The organism is Amycolatopsis sp. lyj-90 (assembly GCF_046549035.1).
Classification (GTDB): domain Bacteria; phylum Actinomycetota; class Actinomycetes; order Mycobacteriales; family Pseudonocardiaceae; genus Amycolatopsis.
Genome location: NZ_JAJPWP010000006.1, coordinates 35208 through 57407, shown reverse-complemented (window position 1 = coordinate 57407; position 22200 = coordinate 35208). Strand labels below are relative to the sequence as shown.

Genomic DNA, 22200 nt, shown 5'->3' with positions numbered 1-22200 from the left:
GAGCCGCTGACCAGGCGCGCGTCAATAGGTGTAGACCAATTTCCATCCTGTGCCGTACGCCGGGGCGTACCTGAGGTTCGTCAGGTCTGGTCTTCGTCGAAGATCGAGGGCCGTTCGGGTGGCGGCGTGTAAGCGAGGCCTGTCAACAAAGTTCGCGGATGGCCATACTCCCGACCACATCTGGTGAGTGCTATGACCCCATGCCCTTCGACACGGATGTGCGGGCCGATCTTGCCGGGATACACCGAAAGCGCCTCGGCGATCGTGTCGGCGTCGCAGTGGTCCGGGATCCCGAGTTCCGTTGTCAGCCGCCGGTACCGCCGAAGCCATTCTCGTTGCCAGTCCAGGGGATTTTCGGTGTGCTCGATGTCGTCTGCCCAGCCTTCGGGCAGCGGAGTGTCTTCGTGGGGGAGCAGGTAGCCGTTCTCGGCAGCGAGTTCGCCGACAGATTCCTCGGGGACGGCGACGTCGTAGAACCGGACCAGCTCGCCCTTTTCGGCGATACACCACGACGTCATCGCGTCACCGTGACTGGTGAAGTAGAAATGTGCCGTCCCGAATCGGCGGCTCAGTTCGACGCATCTCTCCCGGGTCACCCGGCGCCAGACGGCCTCGTTCGCGAGGATGTTCGCGTACATGTCGCGGGGGCCGGCGTCCCAGTCACGTTCTTCCACGATGCCGGGGGGATGCTGGTCCGGTGAAGCGGAACCGAAGACGAGAGTCCAGCCGTCGAGAGCCGGGCTGACGTAGACCTGGGCGCACCGCTGGTGCCCGAGAGAGGAATGGCGCCGGCTCCAGATCTCGGTACCCAGCGACATGGTCACCGGTTCCGCGTCGGACAGGCCGAACGCGTCGAGCACCGCCGCCTGGTCGGTGGTCGGGATGGCGTACCAGACCTCGCAACAGTCCATCGGTACGGGAACGTCGTCGGCGAGTTTGCTCCGGATCAGGCGGCGGACGAGCCCGAGGTCGTACTCGCCGAGCGCCTCCGGGCCGCCCACGGCGAAGAGCAGGGCGCGAGCCGCGTTGCGCAGTGCCGGGCTTCCGGTTCGCCGGATTTCGCGCAGTTCGGGAAAATCGTCCGGCCCGGCATCTCGCAGCTCCCAGGTGTTGACGTGGTCCCCGGCGATGAGGGACTCGGCCACGGCTCTCATGTCCATGCCGCGGAGGTTAGCGACTGAGCACGACAGAAAACTCGTTGCCGTCGGGATCCGCCATTTCCACCTGTCCGCTTTCCTTGATGCCGAGGTGGGTCGCGCCGAGCGACACGAGCCGATCGATTTCCACCTGCGGGCCGAGGAGGTCGAACCGGACCCGGCTCCTCCCGGTCTTGGCGTCGAACGGCGGGCCGCCCCAGGTGATCTTCGGACCGCCGTGCGGCGAACGGATCGCGGTCTCCTGATCCCGGTCCCAGACCAGCGGCCAGTCGAGCGCCTTGCTCCAGAAATAGCCGACTTCCTGCGAACCGTCGCAGGCGAGCGCGCCGACGAAACCACATTCGGCGAGGAAGGTGTTCCCGGGCTCGATGACACAGAACTCGTTGCCCTCGGGGTCGGCGAGCACGACGTGTTCTTCCTCGGGGCCCTGGCCGATGTCGATATGACGGCCGCCGAGTTCGAGCGCCTTCGCCACGATCCGCCGCTGGTCTTCCAGGGATTCGCTCGTCAGGTCGAAATGCGCGTGGTTCTTGCGGGACTTCGTTTCCGCGGTCGCGGCGAAACGGATCCGGAAACCGGTGTCGTCGTCCGGGACCAGCGTGTCGCCGTCGGTTTCCCAGCCGAGAAGTGCGGCCCAGAAACGCGCGAGACCGCGCGGGTCGTTCGCGTCGAAACAAAGCGCGTGCAAGGTAGCGGTCATACGCGACTCTAACTCGTGAGTGGTAAGGACGGTTCTAACCGTCCTTACCACTCACGAGGGCGTCAGCAGGAGACGCCGGACCGCCCGTTCTCCACGCGTGCCGTCAGCGTCCGCAGGAACGACGGATCCCCGTCCGCGGTCACCTTCACGTCGTACCAGCCACCCGAAACCGGCCAGTCCACAGTGACCGAACGCCCGGCGCCGACCCGCACCACCCGCGTGAACCGCGAAGACGACAGCCGCAGCGTCAGCGCAGACGAGCCCGAGTTGGACAGTTTGAACTCGACACCCGAACGCCAGGTCAGGAACCGCGTCCGCACGTCGACGCCCGCGGCTGACCCGGACCGGTTCCCGCGCAGTTCCCACCACGACCGGTTCGGCCCCTGGACGACCACGCGGTAGTCGTCACCGGCCAGCTTCACGTTTTCCGAAGCCTCGCCGCGGACGTCGCGATGCGCGGGTTCGGGGAATTCGCCCTTGTACGGGTACAGCGTGAAATGCGCCGAAGACGAGCCACTGTTCGCCAGCGACAGCGCGAGGGAACCGGACTTCACGACGCCGGACACCGAGACCTGGTACGGCAGCGGGCGCGACGGCCGGTTGCCGGGCTCGGCCACGGGCAGGCTCTGCTTCGCCGGCGCGGACGGCCGCCACCGGCCGATCGGCGCGGGCACCGGGCCCGGCCGCGTCACGCGCGGCTGACGTCCGGCGCGCGAGAAGTCGAAGGCACCGGTGAGGTCGCCCGCCACGGTCCGCCGCCACTTGCTGATGTTCGGCTCGCCGATGCCGGTCCAGCGCTCCAGGAACCGCAGGACCGACGTGTGGTCGTACACCGTCGAGTCGACGTTGCCGCCGATCGACCACGGCGAGACGACCGTCATCGGGACGCGCGGGCCGAAACCGAGCGGCTGGCCGTTGAAGTGGTCCGCGTCGTTGGCGGCGTTGCCGGGCGGCATCGGCGGCGGGACGTGGTCGAAGTAGCCGTCGTTCTCGTCGAAGTTGATCAGCAGCACCGTTTTCGACCACGTGTCGCGGTCGGACGCGAGCGCGTCCAGCACCCGGTAGATCAGGTTCGCGCTGCCGACCGGGGTGGACGCGCCGGGGTGCTCCGAGTCCACCGCCGACGGCACCAGCCACGACACCGCGGGCAGGCGGCGCGCCTGGATGTCCGCCTTCAGCCGGGTCACCAGCGTCTCCGGCTCGCTGCGGTACATGGCCTTCTTGAACAGGTTCCGCTCGGCGGGCGTCAGCGTGGCGACACCGGCGTCGAACTGCTTCAGCAGCTTCGCGCGCTCCTCGGGTGTCTTCTTGAGCAGCGCGTCGTAGAACTCCTCGGTGGTGCGGAACTTCTCCTCGACCGAGGCGAGGATCTTCGTGCCGACCTTCTTGAACGGCACGAAGTACTCGACCGCGTTGTCGGTGAAGTTGTCCCACTCCTGGTAGATCTGCCACGGCACCCCGGCGGCCTCGAGGCGCTCCGGGTAGGTCGTCCAGTCGTAGCCCTTGTGGTCGTAGGAGTACGCCGCGTTCGTGACCGCGCGATTCGTCGTGCTGCCCGGTTCGAAGCCCGTGGTCCCGGTCCAGAGGAAGTTCCGGTTCGGGTTGGTCGAGCCGAAGATCGAGCAGTGGTAGGCGTCGCAGATGGTGAACGTGTCCGCGAGTTCGTACTGCAGCGCGATGTCGCGGCGCTCGTAGTACGTCATGGTGGCGGGGGTCTTCGCCGCGATCCAGCCGTTGTTCCAGCCGCGCGCCCACGCCTTGCCGCTGCCGTTCCAGCTGTGGTCGAGGTCGCCGAGGTACTGGATGTCGTCCGGTTTCCGACCGGCGAGCTCGGCCGCCTTGCGCAGGGAGAAGGGCAGCACCGTGCCGCCCGCGGGATTCGGCTGCTCGAACACCGACTTCCCCGTCGGCAATTCCAGCGGGTGGGTGTCGGAGAAGCCCCGGACGCCGCGCAGGCTGCCGTAGTAGTGGTCGAACGACCGGTTCTCCTGCATCAGCACGATCACGTGCTCGATGGCGCCGAGTCCGCCGCGGCGCATGGGTTCGGCCATGGCGGCGTGCACGGACGGCGGGAGGAGCGTGGTGGCGGCCGCGGCGCCGGTGGCGCCCAGCAACGTACGGCGTGACAGTTCAGGCATGCGCGCGACCTTTGCCGAGCAAGGTGAACGGCACAAGAACCGAACAGGTCGGGTGTGCGGCGAACAGCGTTCGCCACGCTCTCCGTCCCGCTTCACTGCGCTGAGTGACCGTCCGGCGGGGTGACACCGCTGAACGGGCGGCGGGGCGGTAACCTCACGGGCACCAAGACCGCAGACCCTTGAGGAGGGCCCGTGTCGGCAGGGCAGATCGCCGCGCTGATCGCCGCAGGAGCATTCGTCGTACTCGTCGTGCTGCTGGCGATCGTGCTGTTCAAGCTCGGCCGGACCCTGGACGAGGCCACGATCGCGATCCGCAAGGCGCACGAGAACACCGACCCGTTGTTGATCGGCGCGAACGAGACGATCACGCACGTCAACACCCAGCTCGAGCGGGTCGACGGGATCACGGCCAACGCGCAGGCCGTGTCCGGCAACGTGTCCGCGCTGACGTCGGTGTTCACCGCGACCCTCGGTGGACCGCTGGTGAAGACGGCCGCGCTGTCCTACGGCCTCAGCAAGGCCATCAAGGCCCGCCGGAAGAAGGCGGAAGCGAAGGCCGCGCGCCCGGCGAAGCGGGGCCGCAAGTGAAGCGCCTGTTCTGGCTCGGCGTCGGCGTGGTCGCCGGCGTCGCCCTGTCACGCAAAGCGACGGAAACCGCTCGCCAGGCCACGCCCGCGGGGTTAGCCTCGAACCTGGGCGACGCCGTGCGGGAACTCGCGGGCGCCGTCGGTTCGTTCGGCGCGGAGGTCCGCGCCGGGATGAGCGAACGCGAACAGGAGCTGCACGACATGGTGTCCGAACGATCCGGCTTGAGCACGGCCTCCGAAGGCCCTGCGGGCAGGCACGCGGCGTCGCCGCGGCGCCCGGCCCGGCGAGCTCGCCGGGCGGAGGGCTGATCGGGTCGCGTCCGCGACCCGAAGAGCCCGAGCCCTCCGCCGTTCCCGCCTGTCCGCATTCCTCCAGCGCCTTCGCGCGAGCCCGTACACAAGGACGATCCCGTGGAAACACACGAAATCACCCAGCGCTTCCTGAGCCATTTCGAGAACAAGGGACATACGCGCGTGCCGAGCGCGCCCCTGATCCTCGACGACCCGAACCTGCTGTTCGTCAACGCCGGCATGGTCCAGTTCAAGCCGTACTTCCTCGGTGAGGCCCCGCCGCCGTACCCGCGCGCGACCAGTGTCCAGAAATGCGTCCGCACCCCGGACATCGACGAGGTCGGCAAGACCACCCGGCACAACACGTTCTTCCAGATGGCCGGGAACTTCTCCTTCGGCGACTACTTCAAGGAAGGCGCCATCGAGGCGGCCTGGGAGCTGATCACCAAGTCCCAGGACGAGGGCGGCTACGGCCTCGACCCGAACCGCATCTGGGCGACCGTCTACGAGGACGACTCCGAGGCGGCGGGCCTGTGGAAGAAGCTCACCGGCCTGCCCGGCGAGCGCATCCAGTCCCGTGACGGCAAGGACAACTACTGGGACATGGGCGTACCCGGTCCCGGTGGCCCGTGCTCGGAGATCTACTACGACCGCGGTCCCGACTACGGTCGCGAGGGCGGCCCCGTCGCCGACGAGGACCGCTACATCGAGATCTGGAACCTCGTCTTCATGCAGGACGTGCGGGGCGAGAAGAGCCCGAAGCACGGCCACAAGCCGATCGGCGAGCTGCCGAAGAAGAACATCGACACCGGCATGGGCGTCGAGCGCGTGGCGACGATCCTGCAGGGCGTCGAGAACGTCTACGAGACCGACCTCGTCCGCCCGGTGATCGGCCGCGCCGAGGAGTTCTCCGGCCGCCGCTACGGCTCCGACCACACCGACGACGTCCGCTTCCGCGTCATCGCCGACCACGCCCGCACCGGGGTGCTGCTCATCGGCGACGGCGTCACCCCCGGCAACGACGGCCGCGGCTACGTGCTGCGCCGCCTGCTGCGCCGCATCGTCCGGTCCGCGCGCCTGCTCGGCGTGCACGAGCCGGTGCTGCCCGCCTTCGCCGCGGTCGTCCGCGACACGATGGGCCCGACGTACCCCGAGCTGCTGTCCGGTTTCGACCGCATCGAGGACGTCGTGCGCGTCGAGGAAGAGGCCTTCCTCTCGACGCTGACCAGCGGTTCGCGCATCTTCGACCTCGCGGCCGAGGAGACCAAGCGCGAAGGTGGCTCGCTGCTGGCCGGCGACAAGGCGTTCCAGCTGCACGACACCTACGGCTTCCCGATCGACCTGACCCTGGAGATGGCGTCCGAGCAGGGCCTGACCGTCGACGAAGAGGGCTTCCGCACGCTCATGAACGAGCAGCGGCAGCGGGCGAAGGCCGACGCGGCGTCGCGCAAGACCGGCCATGGTGACCTGTCCGAGTACCGCAAGGTGCTGGAGCAGCACGGCGAGACCGAGTTCCTCGGCTACCGCGATCTGCAGGCCGAAGCGAAGGTCGTCGCGCTGCTGGAAGACGGCGTCCCGGTGCGCAGCGTCGGCGCGGGCAAGAAGGCGGAGCTGGTCCTGGACCGCACGCCGTTCTACGCCGAGAGCGGTGGCCAGGTCGCCGACACCGGTGTCCTGCTCGGCGACGGCGTCGAGCTCAAGGTCCACGACGTGCAGAAGATCGTGCCGGGCCTGTTCGTGCACCGCGTCGAGGTCGTCGACGGCGAGGTCGGCATCGGCAGCGCGCTGACCGGTTCGGTCGACCAGCACCGCCGTCTGTCGATCGAGCGGTCGCACTCCGCGACGCACCTGGTCCACGCGGCCGTGCGCGGCGCGTACGGCAAGCGCGCGGCGCAGGCCGGTTCGCTCAACTCGCCCGGCCGGATGCGGTTCGACTTCACCACCTCCGGCGGGGTGTCGGCCGATGTGCTGACCGAGGTCGAGGAGGAGGTCAACGACTACCTCCAGACCAACGTCGAGGTGAACACCTTCGTCACCACGAAGGACAAGGCCCTCGAACTGGGCGCGGTCGCGCTGTTCGGCGAGAAGTACGGCAACGACGTCCGCGTCGTCGACATGGGCGAGTACTCCCGCGAGCTCTGCGGTGGCACCCACGTCGATCGCATCGGCCAGCTCGGCCTGGTGAAGCTGGTGGGCGACTCGTCCATCGGTTCCGGCGTGCACCGCGTCGAGGCGCTGGTCGGCACGGACGCGCTCAAGTACGTCCGCAAGGAGCAGTTGCTCGTCTCGCAGCTCGCGAGCACCTTCAAGGTGCCGTCGGAGCAGCTGCCGTCGCGCATCGACGACGTGCTCACCCGGCTCAAGAACGCCGAGAAGGAGATCGAGCAGCTGCGCACCCAGCAGGTGCTCGGTTCGGCGGGCTCGCTCGCGGACAAGGCCGAGGACATCGGCGGGGTCGCGGTCGTCGCGGAGAAGCTCGGTGACGGCGTCGACTCGAACGGTCTGCGCGCGCTGGCCCAGGACATCCGCGGCAGGCTCGGCAACCGCCCCGGCATCGTCGCGCTGTTCGCGCCGCAGGGCGAGAAGATCGCCTTCGTCGTCGCGACCACCAAGGCGGCCCAGGAGAAGGGCATCGCCGCGGGCAAGCTCGTCCCGTCGTTCGCCGAGGCGATCGGCGGCCGTGGCGGCGGCAAGCCGGACATGGCCCAGGGCGGTGGCACCAACCCGGCCGGTGCCGAACAGGCCATCGCCTCACTGCGCGCGGCGGTCGCCCAAGTTGGCTGACGACGCCTCTCAGCGGCGCCCGGATCGGCCTGGGGAGTCCGATCCGGGGCGCGGCAGGCGGCTTGGCGTGGATGTCGGATCCGTCCGGGTCGGGATCGCACTGAGCGATCCCGACCCCATCCTCGCCAGCCCGCTCGTTACCCTCACTCGCGACGCGGTGGCCGACAAGGACGTCGGCCAGCTCGTCGAACTCGTCACGGAACACGACGTGGTCGAAGTCGTCGTCGGCTTGCCGAGGACGCTCAAGGACCGTCACGGCCCGGCGGCCGAAGCGGCGCTGGACTACGCCGACAAGGTCGCCGCGAGGATCGCTCCGGTACCGGTGCGGCTGGCCGACGAGCGGTTGACCACGGTGACGGCATCCAGGATGCTGTCGCAGCGTGGGGTGAAGGGACGTAAGCAACGTGCCGTCGTCGATCAGGCGGCCGCGGTCGAGATCCTGCAGGCTTGGATCGACGCGGTAGCGGCACATCGCGCACGGAAGGGCGACAAATGACCGAGCCCCACGGCCGGCCCGAACGCCGTCAGGGCGGTAGACGACGGTTGCGGGAGGAACCCGAGGAGGCCCCCCGGCCCCCGGCCCCGCCGCGTCGGCGGCCCGAACCTCAGCCACCCGCGGAGCCCGTCGCCGGTCGACGGCACGTCCGGCAGGAGCCCGACGAGCTTCCCCCGCCGCCGCCGCGCCGTCGCCGGGCCGCTCCCGAGGAACCACCGCCTCCTCCGCCCCGTGTGCAGCGTCCGGCCCCGCCGAGGCGGGCTCCGGAACCCGCGGCCCCGCCGCCTCCCGCACCGCCCAGGCGGTCCCCCCAGCCGGGTGACCGGAGTCTTGGCATGCCCGCCTACGCCCAGGACGAGCCACCCCGTCCCGGCCGCCGCAGGCGCCGTGAGGACGACGGTCCGCTCCCGGACGAGCGGCCGACCGACATCATCCCCGCGATCCAGGAAGCGCCGATGGCGCGGCGTCCCGGCGCTGCCCCTCCGCCGTCCCAGGGCAGCGAAGAGGAATACAACGAGATCTTCGGCGAGGACACGTACGACGAGTACGAGGACTACGACGAGTACGACGAATACGAAGACGCGCAGGACTTCGAGGACGAAGACCGCGCCGAGCCCGAACGCATCGCGGACGAGCGCCCGGAACGCAAGGGACCGCCGCCCAAGAAGCGCAAGAAGAAGCGCGCCCTGGGCTGGGTCGCGGCGCTGGCCGTGCTCGTCCTGCTCGCCGGTGGCGCCTACTACGGCTTCACCGAGATCTTCGGCTACGAGGACTACGAAGGCGCCGGCGAGAGCGATGTCCTCGTCCAGGTGGAGAAGGGCGACTCGACGTCGGCGATCGGCAACCGGCTGCAGGCGGCCGGGGTGGTCGCCAGCGGCAAGGCGTTCGTGAAGGCGGGCGAGGACAACACCGCCGTCTCACGGCTCCAGCAGGGCTACTACGTCATGAAGACGAAGATGTCCGGCGCCAGCGCGGTCGAGAAGATGACCGCCGCCGCGTCGAAGGTGGGCCAGGTCGAAATCCGGCCGTACACCCAGTTCCACGACATCACCCAGCCCGACGGCAAGGTGACGCCCGGCGTGTACACGTTGCTGTCCAAGGCCTCTTGCGCGGAACTGAACGGCGAGAGCACCTGTATCCCGGTCGAGGAACTGAAGAAGACGATCGAGAACGCGGATCTGGCGAAGCTGGGCGTGCCGTCCTGGGCGGTCGAGTCCGCCACCAAGGCCGAGCACAAGGACCGGCGGCTCGAAGGGCTGATCGCCCCGGGCATCTTCAACGTCAAACCCGGCTGGACGGCGGAGGAACTGCTCACCGACGTCGTGAAGACCTCGGCGGGGCGCATCCTCAACGCGGGGCTGAGCGACCAGTCGAAGGGCGAGGGCAAGACGCCGTACGAGACGCTCGTCATCGCGTCGATCATCGAACGCGAGGCGGTGAAGGCCGACTTCGAGAAGATCTCGCGGGTCATCTACAACCGTGTCGACGAGAAGATGCGGCTCGAGATGGACTCGACGGTCAACTACGTCCTCGACCGGCCGACGCTGCTCACCAAACCCGAAGATCGAGAGAAGGCGGGCGCGTACAACACCTACAAATTCGTCGGCCTGCCCCCGACGCCGATCGCGGTCCCGAGCGCGGAGGCGATCCAGGCCGCGCTGAAGCCGGTGGCGGGGGAGTGGCTGTTCTTCGTCAAATGCGAGAAGAACGGGCTCTCCTGTTTCGCGGTGAACTTCGACGAACACCGGAAGAACCGAGATGACGCAGTGAGGCGAGGTGTCATCTGACCGCAAGGCGGCGATCCTCGGAAAACCGGTCGAGCACTCGCTTTCGCCCGTCCTGCACGGCGCCGCGTTCCGCGCGCTGGGCCTGGACGGCTGGACCTACGAACGCGTCGAGATGGACGGTCCCGGGCTGCCCGCGTTCGTCGGCGGTCTCGGTCCGGAATGGACCGGGCTCTCGGTGACCATGCCCGGGAAACGGGCGGCGCTGGAGTACGCCGACGAGGTCACGCCGCGCGCGGCCGCGGTCGGCGCGGCGAACACGCTGGTGCGCCGGGAAAGCGGCTGGCTGGCCGACTGCACGGACGTCGACGGCGTCACCGAGGCGCTGCGGATCGCGGGGAAGTACTCGCCCGGCGCCGACGACGCGGCCGTCGTCCTCGGGGCGGGTGGCACGGCCGCGGCGGCGGTCGTCGGGCTGGCCGCGCTCGGCGTGCGGACGGTCCGGCTGGTCGTGCGGGATCCCGCACGGGCGGCGGAAACGGTGGAGGCGGCTCAGCGGGCCGGTCTCGATGTCGAAGTCCTTCGCTGGGCCGACGCGGATTTCGGGAAGCTGGCGGCGGATTCGGCGGTGCTGGTGAACACCGTGCCCCCGGACGCCGTCCGGCCCCATCTGGCCGACCTGGCAGGCATCGGCTGCGTCCTCGACGTCATCTACCACCCCTGGCCGACCGCGCTCGCCGAAGCCGTCGCCGACCAGGGCGGACGGCTGGCCACCGGGCTGGACATGTTGCTGCACCAGGCTTTCGGGCAGTCCGAGTACTTCACCGGGCAGCCCGCTCCGCGCGCGGAAATGCGGGACGCTCTTCGGGAAGCGACCGGTGGGATCCTTTCTCTGCCGATCGGGTGACAAGATCGTCCGGATTCGATAATCTGGCCGACTGCCTCGAGGGTGGCAGCGCGGCAATCAGGTGACCTGCCGCGCGCGCCCCGGCCGCATGGCCCCGCTATCGCGGCGGCAGGGCGCCCTGAATGGGGGACGGGACGTCTGATTCCTGCCTGCGCCCTGGCGACGCGATAGCGGTCGCGCGCAGACTCGCGAGGAGTGCTGAGAAAGGAACAAGGGGTCGATGCCTAAACCCGATCGAGACGACTACACCGAAGAAGACGTCAACACCGCGTGGGTCGGCCAGGCTCCGGTGCTGAATTCCACCGTCACCCTGGCCGACTACGACCCGCGGTGGCCCGGACTGTTCGACCGGGAAGCCAAGCGCATCAGGGGGATCCTGGGGGATCGTGCGCTGGTCCTGGAGCACGTCGGCTCCACGTCGGTGCCCGGGCTCTGCGCGAAACCGATCATCGACATCATGCTCATCGTCGCCGATTCGAACGACGAGGACGCGTACGTGCCGCAGTTGGAGGCCGAGGGCTACAAGCTCGTCATCCGCGAGCCGGAGTGGGAGAAGCACCGCAGCTTCAAGGGCCCGGACACCAACATCAACCTGCACGTCTATTCGCCGGACAACGGCCAGACCGAGCGCTACCGCCTCTTCCGCGACCGGTTGATCGCGCACGAAGACGAGCTGAAGCTCTACGAGGCCAAGAAACGCGAACTGGCCGGGCGCACCTGGAAGTACATCCAGAACTACGCCGACGCCAAGACCGAGGTGATCGACGAGATCATCGAACGGGCGCGAGCAGCCCAGTATGACGGTTTCGCCCGTCTCTACGCCGCGCACGCGGAGACCAGCAGCACCAACGCTCATTACGACCGCCCGGCCATCGTCGAGCTGGCCGGGGAAGTGGCGGGCAAGCGGGTGCTCGACGTCGGCTGCGCCGCGGGTCACCTCAGCGCGCTGCTCGCGGCGAAGGGCGCGGACGTCCTCGGCGTCGATGCCAGCGAGGGCATGGTCGCCGTCGCCAGGGACAAGTTCGGAGAGGTCGCGAGGTTCGAGACGGCCGACGTTTCGCGGCCGCTGACGTTCGTCGAGGACGCTTCGATCGACGTCATCACGGCGTCACTGGTGCTGCATTACCTGAAGGAGTGGGCGCCGGCGCTCGCGGAGTTCCGGCGGATCCTGAAGCCCGGCGGACTGCTGGTGTTCTCCGTGCACCATCCCGGCGAGGACTGGCGCTGGTTCGAAAAGGACAACTACTTCCAGCTCGAACTGCTCGACGACGAATTCCCGCTGGGGGAGTACAAGCAGAAGGTCCAGTTCTACCGGCGGCCGCTGAGCTGGACGTTCGGCGCGGTGCGGGACGCCGGGTTCGCCGTCGACAGGCTGGTCGAGCCGATGCCGGAGGAGTCGATCGCCGAGTCCGATCCCCGGTGGTACGCGAACCTGCGGACGAAGCCGCGGTTCCTGTACTTCCGGACGGTGAGCGAGTAGATCGGGAGCCTGGCTCTTTGGGGAGTCCGGCGCCGTGTTATCGATACGGGCAACCGTCGAGCGGGGAAGATTCAGGACGTTCAATGTCCTGAATCTTCCCCGCTCGACCTTTGTCGGCGTGGCCAATTCCCGGTCCACTTCTCCGAAGGGCGGTGTGGGAATGGGGACGTTGGATGTCGTTATTGCCACAGCTCACCTTTAGGCATGCCGAGGGGCCCGTCGCCGGTGTGGCTGGCGGGCTCCTCGGGGTCACACATGGGTGTTGCGCCGGGATCGTCGTAGCGGGTCCAGATATTGGGGTGGGATGAACTCCGGTAGTCCATCCCCGGCCATGCGGACTTGCCAGTCGCCGTGGTGGATCAGGCGGTGGTGGAAGCCGCAGAGTAGGACGAGGTTGCGGAGGTTGGTGGGTCCGCCGTCTGCCCAGTGGTGGATGTGGTGGGCGTGGCAGTTCTTCGGTCGTCGATGACAGCCCGGGAACGCGCAGCCCCGATCACGGATGTTGAGGGCGCGGCGTTGGCCGGGGGTGACGAACCGTCTCAGTCGTCCCACGTCCAGCGGCTCACCGGCCGCGTTCATCACCACCGGCAACATGAGGCAGTCGCAGGCGGCCATGCGTGCCTCGCGGGCGGTCATGGTTCCGATGAAGTCCACGCACGCCGTACCCAGCCCCGACTTCAACTCCTCGAGGCCGATGGTGACGTGGATCAGGGTGCGGTAGCCGCTGGTCCCAGGCTGATCCGGGCACGCGATCGCCAGATCCAGCAGCTCGGCCCAGGCGTCGCCCTGGCGTTCGGCCTTCGTGCGCAGGTCGGCTTGGCCGAACTCGTCGATCGGGCGGGGTGTGGCGTGAGCTTCGAGGGCGGCGGCGGTGCGGGCCCCGGCCTCGTCGTCGAGGAGGCCGTTCAGTTTCCAGTAGCCGTCTTTGCGGCGCTCCAGGGTCAGCTCGCGGCGGGGCTGGGCGGGTTCGGGGTCTTTCGGTTCCTTGCCGTCCGGGTCGAGCCAGCCCAGCAGCTGCTCCCCGAGGTCCGATACCTGCCGAGGTCCGGCCTTCCGGGCGAGGTCGGCGAGGGTTGTCTCCGCATGTTCCCGATCCTCCACCGATACCTCGGCCGGGATTTTCCGCAGGATCTCCACGATCTGCTTGATCCGTTCCTCGCCGATCACACCCTCCGCCGCTGCCGCAGCGGTGGCGGGTGCGAAGGCCGGGATCTCGGTACCGTCCAGGGCACGCGTCGGATTCAGATCGATAGCGCGATTCACATACGGCCGGGCTTCACCCTGACTCAGCCCCGCGACATCGGCGAACCACGCCAACGTCGTCCCATAACCGTATAAGTCTTTCGCGCCACGAGAATCAATCTCCGCCAAATACCGCCCCAAACCGGCGGAGGCGACCCGCATCACCTGCAGGAACTGCTGCACGCCGTGGGCAAGCTCCAGCTTGCCAGCGCGCCACAACTCCTGCGGCAACTCGGGAAGGGTCGTCTCGGACACACCTCGATAATACCGGAATAATTCGAACAAATGTTCGTAATTTTAAGCAACATTGAATCGGCGTGTTTGCCACTGACGAGTGATTTGACGCTGAAAGACAGTGAGCCCTTTTCAGCATCCCGTCCTGGTGACATTGTGAAGGAGCGTCACGGCCTTGACGGCCCGGATTCTGGTGTGTGAGCCGGTTGGCTGCCTGCTGGCCTGCGGAGAGATTCGCCCACCGCCCCCCGCAGGGCAACAAGGTTGGGAAGTGCTCACTGCCTCCACGGGTGATGTTCCGGGCGCGATACTGGTCTCATGACTTCAGCGAACCGCCCGGACGCAGTCCACTTGAGGACGTTCACCGAGGCCGACCTCGCCTTTCTCGACCGCCTCTGCACGGATCCCGATGCGCTCGGCGAGTTCGATTGGCCCGGATTCGGTGATCCGAGGGCACGCCGCAAGCGATGGGAGATCGACGGGTATATCTCCGCCGAGTCCGCGGCGGTTGCGATCGCGCGGGCCGACGACACGGCTATCGGCATCGTCAGCTGGAAGCCCCGCGGCTTCCCCTTGGGTGTCACCTACGAGATCGGCGTGGGGGTGCTACCCGAGCATCGTGGACAGGGGGTGGGCACGGTGGCGCAGAGGCTGCTCGTGGACTACCTGTTCGGCCGCACGACTGCGAACAGAATCGAAGCCCTCACCAATGGCGGTAACCTCGGCGAGCAGAAAGCCCTCGAACGCCTGGGGTTCCGCAGGGAAGGGGTCATGCACGGCAGGTCCTTCCAGCACGGCGAGTATGTCGATGTGCTCGTCTACGGTCTGCTCCGCTCAGAGCATCGTCCCGGATCCGGCAAGGCTTCCACGCCGGCTCCAAGTACATGAAGGCCCCCATCCTTGCGCCTAAGTACAGGAAGGGGTCCTTCACGTACTCGCAGGAAACGCAACTAGAGGACTAAACGCGCCTCAGGCGGCATCGTCCCGCTTCGAAAGGTCCCGGATCAGCGAGACGATCTCCCGGCTGACCGGCCGCAGCACCCGCAGCCGCGAAAGCCCCACCAGCCGCGCGATCAACGGCACCGTCCGCTCCACCAGCACCCGGCTGCGTTTCTGCCCGGGCGACCGGTCGTGGACCCAGAACAGCACGACCCCCATCTGGTACAGCCACAGCAGATCGGGCAGGTCGTCGCGCAGGTCCGGGTCGAGTTTGGCGTCGGAGTCGGCGATGACGTCGCGCATCAGGCCGATGGAGGCGTCCCGCGCGGGCGTCGACTCCTCGCTGAACGGGCTCAGTGGCGAGTCCGGGTCGGCGGCGTTGACGAAGAACTGGGTGCCGAAGCGCTGGTACGGCTCGGCGACGTCGAGCCAGGTGAGCAGGACGGTCTTGAGTCGCGCGCTGAAGTCCCGCTCACCTTCGATCGCCTGGCGTGCCGTCGTCAGGTGCACCTTGGCGATCTCGTCGTAGAAACCCTGGATCAGCTGGTCTTTCGAGGCGAAGTAGTAGTAGGCGTTCCCGACCGACACTCCCGCTTCGGTCGCGATGGCCCGCATGGTCGTGCGGTCGTAGCCGTTCTCCGCGAACAGCCGCAACGCGGTCGCCACGATCAGCGACCTGGTTTCCTCACTCTTCGCCACCACTGCACGTTATCCGGTCAGGGCGCGGGATGCGGAGCGGGCGCCGGGTAGCCGGGGTAGGGCGGCGGCATCGGCACGGGCCGCGCGGCGCCGTTGTGCAGGTGCTTGCGCCGGATCCCGTTGAACACCAGCACGTTCCCGACGTGCATCACGCCGAGCACGAGCGCCACGGTGCCGACCTTGACCGACAGCATCTCGAAGACGTCGCGCGCGTCGAGGACGACGTCGTCGCTGGTCAGGAACAGGGTCACGAAACCCAGGCTGACCAGGTAGAAGCCGACGACGAGCAGCTGGTTGACCGAATGGGCGAGCGCCGTTTTGTCCTGGAAGACGTCCTCCAGGAACGTCTTGCCGTGCTTGCTCAGCGTCCGGGCGACCAGCACGGTCAGCGGGACGGTGATGGCCAGGTAGAGCGCGTAGGCCACGACTACGGGTTGCATGGGGACCTCCTTTTGAACGTGTTCAAGAAGGACCGTAGCCCAGATTTTGAACACGTTCAAGAGATGCTGTTCATCTGAAGCTCACCCGTGCGGCCGCCCGGGTTGCGTAAGGTCGCACCGACTCTGGGAGGTATGACCGTGAAACGCATCGCCGCCGTGCTCACCTCGGGCGCATTGCTGGCCGGGACGCTCCTGGCCGCCACCCCGGCCGAAGCCGCCGCCGGGAAGAACGTCCGCTTCGCGACGTTCAACGCCTCGCTCAACCGCGGCGCGGCGGGGCAGCTCGTGACCGACCTGTCGCAGCCGGGCAACGCGCAGGCGAACGAGGTCGCCGAGGTGATCCAGCGCAACCGGCCGGACGTGCTGCTGATCAACGAGTTCGACTACGTGCCGGAAAACCGCGCCGCGAACCTGTTCCGCGAGAACTACCTCGAGCGCGGCCAGAACGGCGCCGCGCCGATCGACTACCCGTACGCCTTCACGGCGCCGTCGAACACCGGCGTCGCGACCGGGTTCGACCTCGACCGCAACGGTCAGGTCGGCGGCGGCAACGACGCGCACGGCTTCGGTCTCTTCGAGGGCCAGTACGGCATGCTCGTGCTGTCCAAGTACCCGATCGACACCCGGAGCGTGCGGACGTTCCAGAAGTTCCTCTGGAAGGACATGCCGGGCGCGCTGCTCCCGGACGATCCAGCCACCCCGGCGCCTGCCGACTGGTATTCGCCGCAGGCACTCGACGTGCTGCGCCTGTCGTCGAAGTCCCACTGGGACGTCCCGATCCGCGTCGGCCGCTCGACCGTGCACTTCCTGGCCGCGCACCCGACGCCGCCCACCTTCGACGGTCCCGAAGACCGCAACGGCACCCGCAACAACGACGAGATCCGCTTCTGGGCCGACTACGTGACCCCGGGCAAGGGCCGCTACATCCGCGACGACCGCGGCCGTCGCGGCGGGCTGGGCGCGCACGAGAAGTTCGTCATCGCCGGAGACCACAACTCCGACCCGCTCGACGGCGACAGCGTCCCCGGCGCGATCTCCCGGCTGCTGAACGCGCCTCGCGTCATCGAGACGCGTCCGGGCAGCGAAGGCGCGGTGCGCGCCGCGCGGGACCAGGCAGGCGCCAACATCGGCCAGAAGGGCGACCCGTTCTTCGACACCGGCGACTTCAACGACAACGCGCCGGGGAATCTGCGGATCGACTACGTCCTGCCGTCGAAGGGCCTGTTCCCCTGGCGCGCCGAGGTCTTCTGGCCGCTGCCCGATTCACCGCTGGCCCGGCTCAACGACGCCTCGGACCATCACCTGGTGCGGGTCGACGTGATCGTCGGTCGCTGGTAGCCGTCAGCCGGCGCTGAGCCGTGAGGCGCCCGGGCCGGTCAAGGTGGCCAGCCCGGCGCTCCGGCCGCTCACCGCCAGGAGCAGGTCGGCGAGCGGTCCCCGCACCTCTTCGGTGCCCGCGCCGCCGGTCCACTCGGCGTCGGTGGCGATCAACCGCAGATCCTTGCAGCGTTTGCGGGCACCCCAGAACGGGCTGACGAGGAGATGCTCCAGCGCCGCGATCACCGGCTTCCCGGGCATGGGCCTGTCGATGCCCAGCGGGCGGGCGACGTCCTGACCGTGGATGAGGACGTCGGCGAGCGGGTCGATCGGCTTGGCGCCGGGGGAGCGGCGCGGCGAGGCCGCGTCGTCGCGGATCTGGGCGACGAGTTCGGCGGGGGAGAATCGCTCGGCGTAGCCGACGGCCTGGTCGACGTTCATCTTGTCCCAGTTGCCCTTGGCCTTGATGGCACCGATGAGGGTGTCCCGGAGCCGGTTCCTGGTGGACTGCGCCAGATGGGCGGCCATCGCGTGCACCGTCCACTCCGGACAAAGGGTCTTCACCGACCAGTCCTGCTCGTCCAGTCCCTCCAGCAACTCCGCGAAGCTCAGTCTTTCCGTCTCGGTCCAGGTCGAGATCTCGTCCATTTCCTGTTCCTCCCCTTCGCCGTCGACACGGCTTTCGGGCTGGACCCTAGCCGTGACCTAGCCTGGGATCCATGAAGATCGCGATTCTCGACGATTATCAGGAAGTGGCGCTCGGCTTCGGGGACTGGGACTCCCTCGGCGCCGACGTCAAGGTGTTCACCGAGCCGTTCGCGGATCCCGCGGAGGTGGTCGCCCGTCTCCGGGACTTCGACGTCGTGGTCGCGATGCGCGAACGCACCCGCTTCTCCGCCGAGGTCCTCGACCGGCTGCCCGCGCTCGAACTGCTGGTGAGCACCGGCCACCGCAACGCCGCGATCGACGTGGCCGCCGCCCGGCGCAACGGCGTGGTCGTCTGCTCCACCGGCTACATCGCGGCCCCGGCGGCCGAGCACACCTGGGCGCTGATCCTCGCCGCCGCGCGGAACGTGCCGGAAGAGTCCCGGAACATGCGTGAAGGCGGCTGGCAGACCACGGTCGGCACGATCCTGGCGGGCAAGACCCTCGGCCTGCTCGGCCTCGGCAGGCTCGGCGCCGGCGCGGCGAAGATCGGCCAGGCGTTCGGCATGGAGACCATCGCCTGGAGCCAGAACCTGACCCAGGAGAAGGCCGCACCCCACGGGGTGACGGCGGTGTCGAAGGACGAGCTGTTCGCCCGCGCCGACGTCCTGTCGGTCCACCTGGTGCTCGGCGACCGCAGCCGCGGGCTCGTCGGCGCCCCGGAACTCGCCGCGATGAAGCCGACGGCGATCCTGGTCAACACGTCGCGCGGTCCGATCGTGGACGAGGCCGCCCTGGTGGACGCCTTGCGCCGCAAGGAGATCGCGATCGCCGCGCTGGATGTCTACGACGTCGAGCCGCTGCCCTCGGAGCATCCGCTGCGGACACTGGACAACGTCGTGCTCACCCCGCACATCGGCTACGTCACCCGGGAGACCTACGAGATCTTCTACCGCGACGCGGTCGAGGACATCGCGGCCTTCCAAGCGGGTTCGCCGGTTCGCGTCATGGAGTGACGCCGCGCAGTTCCGAGAGGACGGCGTCGGTGAAGGGCGGCCACACTTCGGCCGCCCACGGACCGAAAGCGCGGTCGGTGAGCGCGACGCAGGCGGCACCGGCCTCGGGGTCGACCCAGAGGAACGTGCCGGACTGCCCGAAGTGGCCGAAGGTCCGCGGCGAGCTCGACGAGCCGGTCCAATGCGGACTCTTGTGGTCGCGGATCTCGAAGCCGAGGCCCCAGTCGTTCGGCTTCTGGTGGCCGAAGCCGGGCAGGACACCGGAAAGTCCGGGGAAGACCACGGATGTCGCCTCGCGCACCGTTTCGGCGGCGATGAGCTTCGGGGCCTGCAGTTCGGCGGCGAAGGCGACCAGATCGTCCACAGTGGACTCCGCGCCGGAGGCGGGGGAACCGGTCAGCCGGGTCGACTTCATGCCCAACGGCTGGAAAAGCGCCTCCGCCTGGTAGTCGGCGAAGGGGATACCGGAGTGCTCGGTGAGCGCGTCGGCCAGCTGCTCGAACCCGGCGTTGGAGTACAGGCGCCGGTTGCCCGGTTCGGCCATCTGCTTGTGCTCGTTGAAGGCCAACCCGGAGGTGTGCGCGAGCAGGTGCCGGATCGTCGAGCCTTCCGGCCCGGCGGGGGTGTCGAGTTCGACGACGCCCTCTTCGATGGCGATCAGCGCGGCGTAGGCCGTCAGCGGCTTCGTCACCGACGCCAGCTTGTAGACCTTCGTCGTGTCGCCGTGCGTGCCCAGCACGTCACCGGCGGCGGTCACCACGGCCGTGGCGGCGTTGTCCACCGGCCACTGTTCGATTTCGCGCACGCTTTCCATGTCCCACACCCTACGAAGCCCGGGCCGGTCGGGGCGGCCCGGGCTTCGCAGGGATGGGGATCAGGCGTCGAGGTCGGTCGCCACCAGCTCGGCGATGGCGTCGACGGCCGCCTCGGCACCTTCACCCTCGGCACTGATGATGACCTCGTCGCCGTAACCGGCGGCGAGCGTCATCAGGTTCAGCACGCTGCCGGCCGCGACCGGGTCGCCGCCCGCCTTGGCGATGGACACCGCGACGGGCTGCGCCGCGGCCGCCTTGGCGACCGTCGCCGCGGGCCTGGCGTGCAGGCCCACCTTGCTGGCCACGGTGACGCGTTTCTCCGGCATGTTCTTTCCCTTTCGTGCCTTTGTTCCTTGAAGCTGAAACTACTTGACGGGCTTCGCCGCGGTGGCTTCGAGATCGGCCTCGATCGCGTCGTCCTCACGGCCCGGGGTGCGCAGGTTCCACTTGGTGATCACGAACCGGAAGATCACGTAGTAGACGACCGCGTAGGCCAGGCCGATCGGGATGAGCAGCCAGACGTTGCTGCTCGCCGCCGGGTGGCTGAAGTTGAGCCCGAAGTCGATCGCACCGGCGGAGAAGCCGAAGCCGAGGTGGATGTCGAGCGCGTTCACCAGGGCGAGCGAGGTACCGGTCAGGACCGCGTGGATCAGGTACAGCGGCCACGCGACGTACATGAACGAGAACTCGATCGGCTCGGTGACACCGGTCAGGAACGAGGTCAGCGCACCGGCGATCATCACACCGCCGACGATCTTCTTCTGGCTGGGCTTCGCGGTCTGCCAGATCGCCAGCGCCGCGGCGGGGATGGCGAACATGAAGATCGGGAAGAACCCGGTCATGAAGGTGCCGCGGGTCGGGTCGCCCTTGAAGAACTGGGTCAGGTCGCCACCGTCGAAGATGAACCACACCGGCACGTTCAGCAGCTGGTGCAGACCGACCGGGATCAGGAGCCGGTTGAGGAAGCCGTAGATACCGCCACCGACCACGGGCGCGCCGGTGACCGCTTCACCGGCGGCCTGGATGCCGTCGTTGACCCAGTGGAAGACCAGGCCCAGCGGCACCGCGAGGACGAGCAGCACCAGGGCGGTGATGATCGGCACGAACCGGCGGCCACCGAAGAAGGCCAGGTACGGCGGCAGCTTGATGCGGTAGAACTTCTGCCACAGCAGCGCGGTGACGAGGCCGACGATCACACCGGCCAGCACGCTGTAGGGCCATTTGATCGGGTTGAGCATCAGGCCGGCGGGCTTTGCGGGGTCCCAGCCGGGAAGCTCCTCGAACGGCGCGAAGACGCGAAGGACGCTGGTGAAGACGAAGAAACCGACCACGGCGGCGAGGCCCGTGGCACCGTCGCTCTTCCGGGCGAACCCGACCGCGATACCCACCGCGAACAGGAGCGGCAGCCAGTTGAACAGCGAGTCCCCCGCGGCACCGATGGCCGCGGCGGCCTTGTCCCAGCCGAGGCCGTCCGCGCCGAGCAGGTCAGGCTGACCGAGCCTGGACAGGAGCGCTGCGGCGGGCAGGGCGGCGATGGGGAGCATGAGGCTGCGGCCGAAGCGCTGAAGGCCGGCAAGTCCCTTGCCCTTGCCTTTGCTCTTCGCCCCCTCGGCGGTGGTGGAGCTCATCGGGTACCTCCGTAGTGAGGATGGTGACCGGAATCCGGGGTGTTCCGGTCCAGCTGCATGGTGACCTGGTAGTGATCGCCCCGGTACCAGGAAGTCATGTCTTCGATCGGTTCCCCGTTGACGCTGGAGACCCGGCGGAAGACAAGAAGCGGACTGCCGGCGCGCATGCCGAGCAGGCGCGCCGTTTCGCGGTCCGCGGATTCCGCCCAGACTGTCTGCCACGCGTGGTCCGGGCGGAGGTCGTACGACTGGGCGAGTTGGACGTACAACGATCGAGTGAGATCGAGGTCGAGCAGACCGGGCATCCGCCCGGCGTGATACCAGCCGCGTTCGACCGCCAGCGGCACCCCGTCGGCACGGCGGAGCCGCACCAGCCGGTGCGCCGGGGTTCCGGCGGTCAGGCCGAGGGCGTGTGCCGAAGGGGCGGGCGGGACCTCGGTGGCGGTCTTGACGACCTCCGTGGTCGGGGTCATCCCGCGGCGGCGCATGTCCTCGGTGAAGGACATCAGGTAGAGCTGCAATTCCATCCGCCTCGCGGCGGTGAACGTCCCCTTGCCGCGCACTCGCGACAAGAGTCCTTCTTCGACCAGCTTGCCGATCGCGGACCGGACCGTGAGCCTGGACACCTGATAGGTCTCGGCCAGGTCACGTTCCGAGGGGATCGGTGAGCCGGGGGGTAGCTCACGCTCCACCGTGCGGCGCAGAATCTCCCGCAGCTGGGCGTGTTTGGGCGTCGGTCCGTTGATCACACGGTCGGACGGCGGCAGCTGCGCCGAAGCGCTCATGACGGTCACCGTCCTTTCGGTCCGTTCGGTTGGGTACCCGTACTCGCATCTGGTCCGGAAGATTGGTACGTTCCGGTCTAGACCAATGATCCGATGGGGCAGGATGCTCCGTCGCACGAGCGGGTGTCAACCACCGTTACGCGTTCGTGGCCAGGGATGGCGTGCGAGTCGGCGAA

At 68.3% G+C, this 22200-nt stretch carries 21 protein-coding genes; 10 read left to right on the top strand and 11 right to left on the bottom strand.

Annotated features, from left to right (window positions below; translation table 11 throughout):
• Nucleotides 1-80: 80 nt before the first annotated feature.
• From ACLJPX_RS23460 to ACLJPX_RS23450, 3 genes are all read right to left on the bottom strand, one after another.
• Nucleotides 81-1160 carry a hypothetical protein gene (locus ACLJPX_RS23460; protein ID WP_410601970.1) on the bottom strand — a complete coding sequence of 360 codons (1080 nt, stop codon included), beginning with the start codon at nt 1158-1160 and terminating at the stop codon, nt 81-83.
• Nucleotides 1161-1170: 10 nt separating this feature from the next.
• Nucleotides 1171-1857 (bottom strand): VOC family protein, encoded by a 687-nt coding sequence (locus ACLJPX_RS23455; RefSeq protein WP_410601969.1) that lies wholly within the window; start codon nt 1855-1857, stop codon nt 1171-1173.
• Between the two features lie 62 nt (nt 1858-1919).
• A complete protein-coding gene (locus ACLJPX_RS23450) occupies nt 1920-3995 on the bottom strand; it encodes a phosphocholine-specific phospholipase C (RefSeq protein ID WP_410601968.1) in 2076 nt (691 codons plus the stop codon).
• A 192-nt stretch (nt 3996-4187) separates the two neighbouring features.
• On the opposite strand from ACLJPX_RS23450, the gene ACLJPX_RS23445 reads away from it, so the two are divergent.
• The 7 genes from ACLJPX_RS23445 to ACLJPX_RS23415 all read left to right on the top strand — a co-directional run bounded on the left by ACLJPX_RS23445 (nt 4188) and on the right by ACLJPX_RS23415 (nt 12264).
• Complete coding sequence (locus ACLJPX_RS23445) at nt 4188-4583, top strand: DUF948 domain-containing protein (protein ID WP_101606704.1); 396 nt, start codon at nt 4188-4190, stop codon at nt 4581-4583.
• On the top strand, nt 4580-4891 hold the full coding sequence (locus ACLJPX_RS23440; RefSeq protein WP_101606705.1) for a hypothetical protein: 312 nt from the start codon (nt 4580-4582) through the stop codon (nt 4889-4891). Before ACLJPX_RS23445 ends, ACLJPX_RS23440 begins: the two co-directional genes overlap by 4 nt.
• Nucleotides 4892-4993: 102 nt before the next feature.
• Nucleotides 4994-7657 (top strand): alanine--tRNA ligase, encoded by a 2664-nt coding sequence (gene alaS / locus ACLJPX_RS23435; RefSeq protein WP_410601967.1) that lies wholly within the window; start codon nt 4994-4996, stop codon nt 7655-7657.
• Between the two features lie 67 nt (nt 7658-7724).
• Entirely contained in the window at nt 7725-8153 is a 429-nt protein-coding gene (ruvX, locus tag ACLJPX_RS23430) for a Holliday junction resolvase RuvX (protein ID WP_410601966.1), read from the top strand.
• A 335-nt stretch (nt 8154-8488) separates the two neighbouring features.
• Complete coding sequence (gene mltG, locus ACLJPX_RS23425; RefSeq protein ID WP_410601964.1) at nt 8489-9940, top strand: endolytic transglycosylase MltG; 1452 nt, start codon at nt 8489-8491, stop codon at nt 9938-9940.
• Nucleotides 9941-9953: 13 nt separating this feature from the next.
• On the top strand, nt 9954-10784 hold the full coding sequence (locus ACLJPX_RS23420) for a shikimate dehydrogenase (protein ID WP_410602554.1): 831 nt from the start codon (nt 9954-9956) through the stop codon (nt 10782-10784).
• 220 nt (nt 10785-11004) lie between these two features.
• Nucleotides 11005-12264: a GrpB family protein gene (locus ACLJPX_RS23415; RefSeq protein WP_410601963.1), complete on the top strand. Its 1260-nt coding sequence runs from the start codon at nt 11005-11007 to the stop codon at nt 12262-12264.
• A 249-nt stretch (nt 12265-12513) separates the two neighbouring features.
• Here the strand turns inward: ACLJPX_RS23415 and ACLJPX_RS23410 are convergent, their stop codons facing one another.
• On the bottom strand, nt 12514-13761 hold the full coding sequence (locus ACLJPX_RS23410) for a DUF222 domain-containing protein (RefSeq protein WP_410601962.1): 1248 nt from the start codon (nt 13759-13761) through the stop codon (nt 12514-12516).
• Between the two features lie 297 nt (nt 13762-14058).
• Here ACLJPX_RS23410 and ACLJPX_RS23405 point away from each other — a divergent pair, with 297 nt between their 5' ends.
• Nucleotides 14059-14628 (top strand): GNAT family N-acetyltransferase, encoded by a 570-nt coding sequence (locus ACLJPX_RS23405; protein ID WP_233224113.1) that lies wholly within the window; start codon nt 14059-14061, stop codon nt 14626-14628.
• 81 nt (nt 14629-14709) lie between these two features.
• On the opposite strand, the gene ACLJPX_RS23400 is transcribed toward ACLJPX_RS23405, so the two are convergent.
• Both ACLJPX_RS23400 and ACLJPX_RS23395 read right to left on the bottom strand, forming a co-directional pair.
• A complete protein-coding gene (locus tag ACLJPX_RS23400) occupies nt 14710-15378 on the bottom strand; it encodes a TetR/AcrR family transcriptional regulator (RefSeq protein WP_101613073.1) in 669 nt (222 codons plus the stop codon).
• 17 nt (nt 15379-15395) lie between these two features.
• Entirely contained in the window at nt 15396-15818 is a 423-nt protein-coding gene (locus ACLJPX_RS23395; protein ID WP_410601961.1) for a hypothetical protein, read from the bottom strand.
• 138 nt (nt 15819-15956) lie between these two features.
• On the opposite strand from ACLJPX_RS23395, the gene ACLJPX_RS23390 reads away from it, so the two are divergent.
• Complete coding sequence (locus tag ACLJPX_RS23390; RefSeq protein ID WP_410602552.1) at nt 15957-17156, top strand: endonuclease/exonuclease/phosphatase family protein; 1200 nt, start codon at nt 15957-15959, stop codon at nt 17154-17156.
• Nucleotides 17157-17159: 3 nt separating this feature from the next.
• Here ACLJPX_RS23390 and ACLJPX_RS23385 read toward each other — a convergent pair whose 3' ends face one another.
• Entirely contained in the window at nt 17160-17783 is a 624-nt protein-coding gene (locus tag ACLJPX_RS23385) for a maleylpyruvate isomerase family mycothiol-dependent enzyme (protein WP_410601960.1), read from the bottom strand.
• Between the two features lie 71 nt (nt 17784-17854).
• Between ACLJPX_RS23385 and ACLJPX_RS23380 the strand changes: the two genes are divergently transcribed.
• Nucleotides 17855-18796: a D-2-hydroxyacid dehydrogenase family protein gene (locus ACLJPX_RS23380; RefSeq protein WP_410601959.1), complete on the top strand. Its 942-nt coding sequence runs from the start codon at nt 17855-17857 to the stop codon at nt 18794-18796.
• Here the strand turns inward: ACLJPX_RS23380 and ACLJPX_RS23375 are convergent.
• From ACLJPX_RS23375 to ACLJPX_RS23360, 4 genes are read right to left on the bottom strand one after another with little or no spacing between them, the layout of a single operon-like run.
• A complete protein-coding gene (locus ACLJPX_RS23375) occupies nt 18786-19610 on the bottom strand; it encodes a serine hydrolase domain-containing protein (protein ID WP_410601958.1) in 825 nt (274 codons plus the stop codon). The two genes, ACLJPX_RS23380 and ACLJPX_RS23375, sit on opposite strands and share 11 nt — an antisense overlap.
• Nucleotides 19611-19670: 60 nt before the next feature.
• The gene (locus ACLJPX_RS23370) at nt 19671-19937 is read right to left on the bottom strand and encodes an HPr family phosphocarrier protein (RefSeq protein ID WP_076163675.1); all 267 of its coding nucleotides are present in this window, start codon (nt 19935-19937) and stop codon (nt 19671-19673) included.
• A 39-nt stretch (nt 19938-19976) separates the two neighbouring features.
• The gene (locus tag ACLJPX_RS23365; RefSeq protein WP_410601957.1) at nt 19977-21239 is read right to left on the bottom strand and encodes a PTS transporter subunit EIIC; all 1263 of its coding nucleotides are present in this window, start codon (nt 21237-21239) and stop codon (nt 19977-19979) included.
• On the bottom strand, nt 21236-22024 hold the full coding sequence (locus ACLJPX_RS23360) for a GntR family transcriptional regulator (protein WP_076163796.1): 789 nt from the start codon (nt 22022-22024) through the stop codon (nt 21236-21238). The genes ACLJPX_RS23365 and ACLJPX_RS23360 overlap by 4 nt, the downstream gene beginning before the upstream one ends.
• Nucleotides 22025-22200: the final 176 nt, after the last annotated feature.

What these genes read in the sequence shown, in the direction of transcription:
- ACLJPX_RS23460 (WP_410601970.1), bottom strand. Translation starts at nt 1,160, where the DNA reads ATGGACATGAGAGCCGTGGCCGAGTCCCTCATCGCCGGGGACCACGTC.
- ACLJPX_RS23455 (WP_410601969.1), bottom strand. Translation starts at nt 1,857, where the DNA reads ATGACCGCTACCTTGCACGCGCTTTGTTTCGACGCGAACGACCCGCGC.
- ACLJPX_RS23450 (WP_410601968.1), bottom strand. Translation starts at nt 3,995, where the DNA reads ATGCCTGAACTGTCACGCCGTACGTTGCTGGGCGCCACCGGCGCCGCG.
- mltG (WP_410601964.1), top strand. Translation starts at nt 8,489, where the DNA reads ATGCCCGCCTACGCCCAGGACGAGCCACCCCGTCCCGGCCGCCGCAGG.
- ACLJPX_RS23415 (WP_410601963.1), top strand. Translation starts at nt 11,005, where the DNA reads ATGCCTAAACCCGATCGAGACGACTACACCGAAGAAGACGTCAACACC.
- ACLJPX_RS23405 (WP_233224113.1), top strand. Translation starts at nt 14,059, where the DNA reads ATGACTTCAGCGAACCGCCCGGACGCAGTCCACTTGAGGACGTTCACC.
- ACLJPX_RS23395 (WP_410601961.1), bottom strand. Translation starts at nt 15,818, where the DNA reads ATGCAACCCGTAGTCGTGGCCTACGCGCTCTACCTGGCCATCACCGTC.
- ACLJPX_RS23385 (WP_410601960.1), bottom strand. Translation starts at nt 17,783, where the DNA reads ATGGACGAGATCTCGACCTGGACCGAGACGGAAAGACTGAGCTTCGCG.
- ACLJPX_RS23380 (WP_410601959.1), top strand. Translation starts at nt 17,855, where the DNA reads ATGAAGATCGCGATTCTCGACGATTATCAGGAAGTGGCGCTCGGCTTC.
- ACLJPX_RS23375 (WP_410601958.1), bottom strand. Translation starts at nt 19,610, where the DNA reads ATGGAAAGCGTGCGCGAAATCGAACAGTGGCCGGTGGACAACGCCGCC.
- ACLJPX_RS23370 (WP_076163675.1), bottom strand. Translation starts at nt 19,937, where the DNA reads ATGCCGGAGAAACGCGTCACCGTGGCCAGCAAGGTGGGCCTGCACGCC.
- ACLJPX_RS23365 (WP_410601957.1), bottom strand. Translation starts at nt 21,239, where the DNA reads ATGAGCTCCACCACCGCCGAGGGGGCGAAGAGCAAAGGCAAGGGCAAG.
- ACLJPX_RS23360 (WP_076163796.1), bottom strand. Translation starts at nt 22,024, where the DNA reads ATGAGCGCTTCGGCGCAGCTGCCGCCGTCCGACCGTGTGATCAACGGA.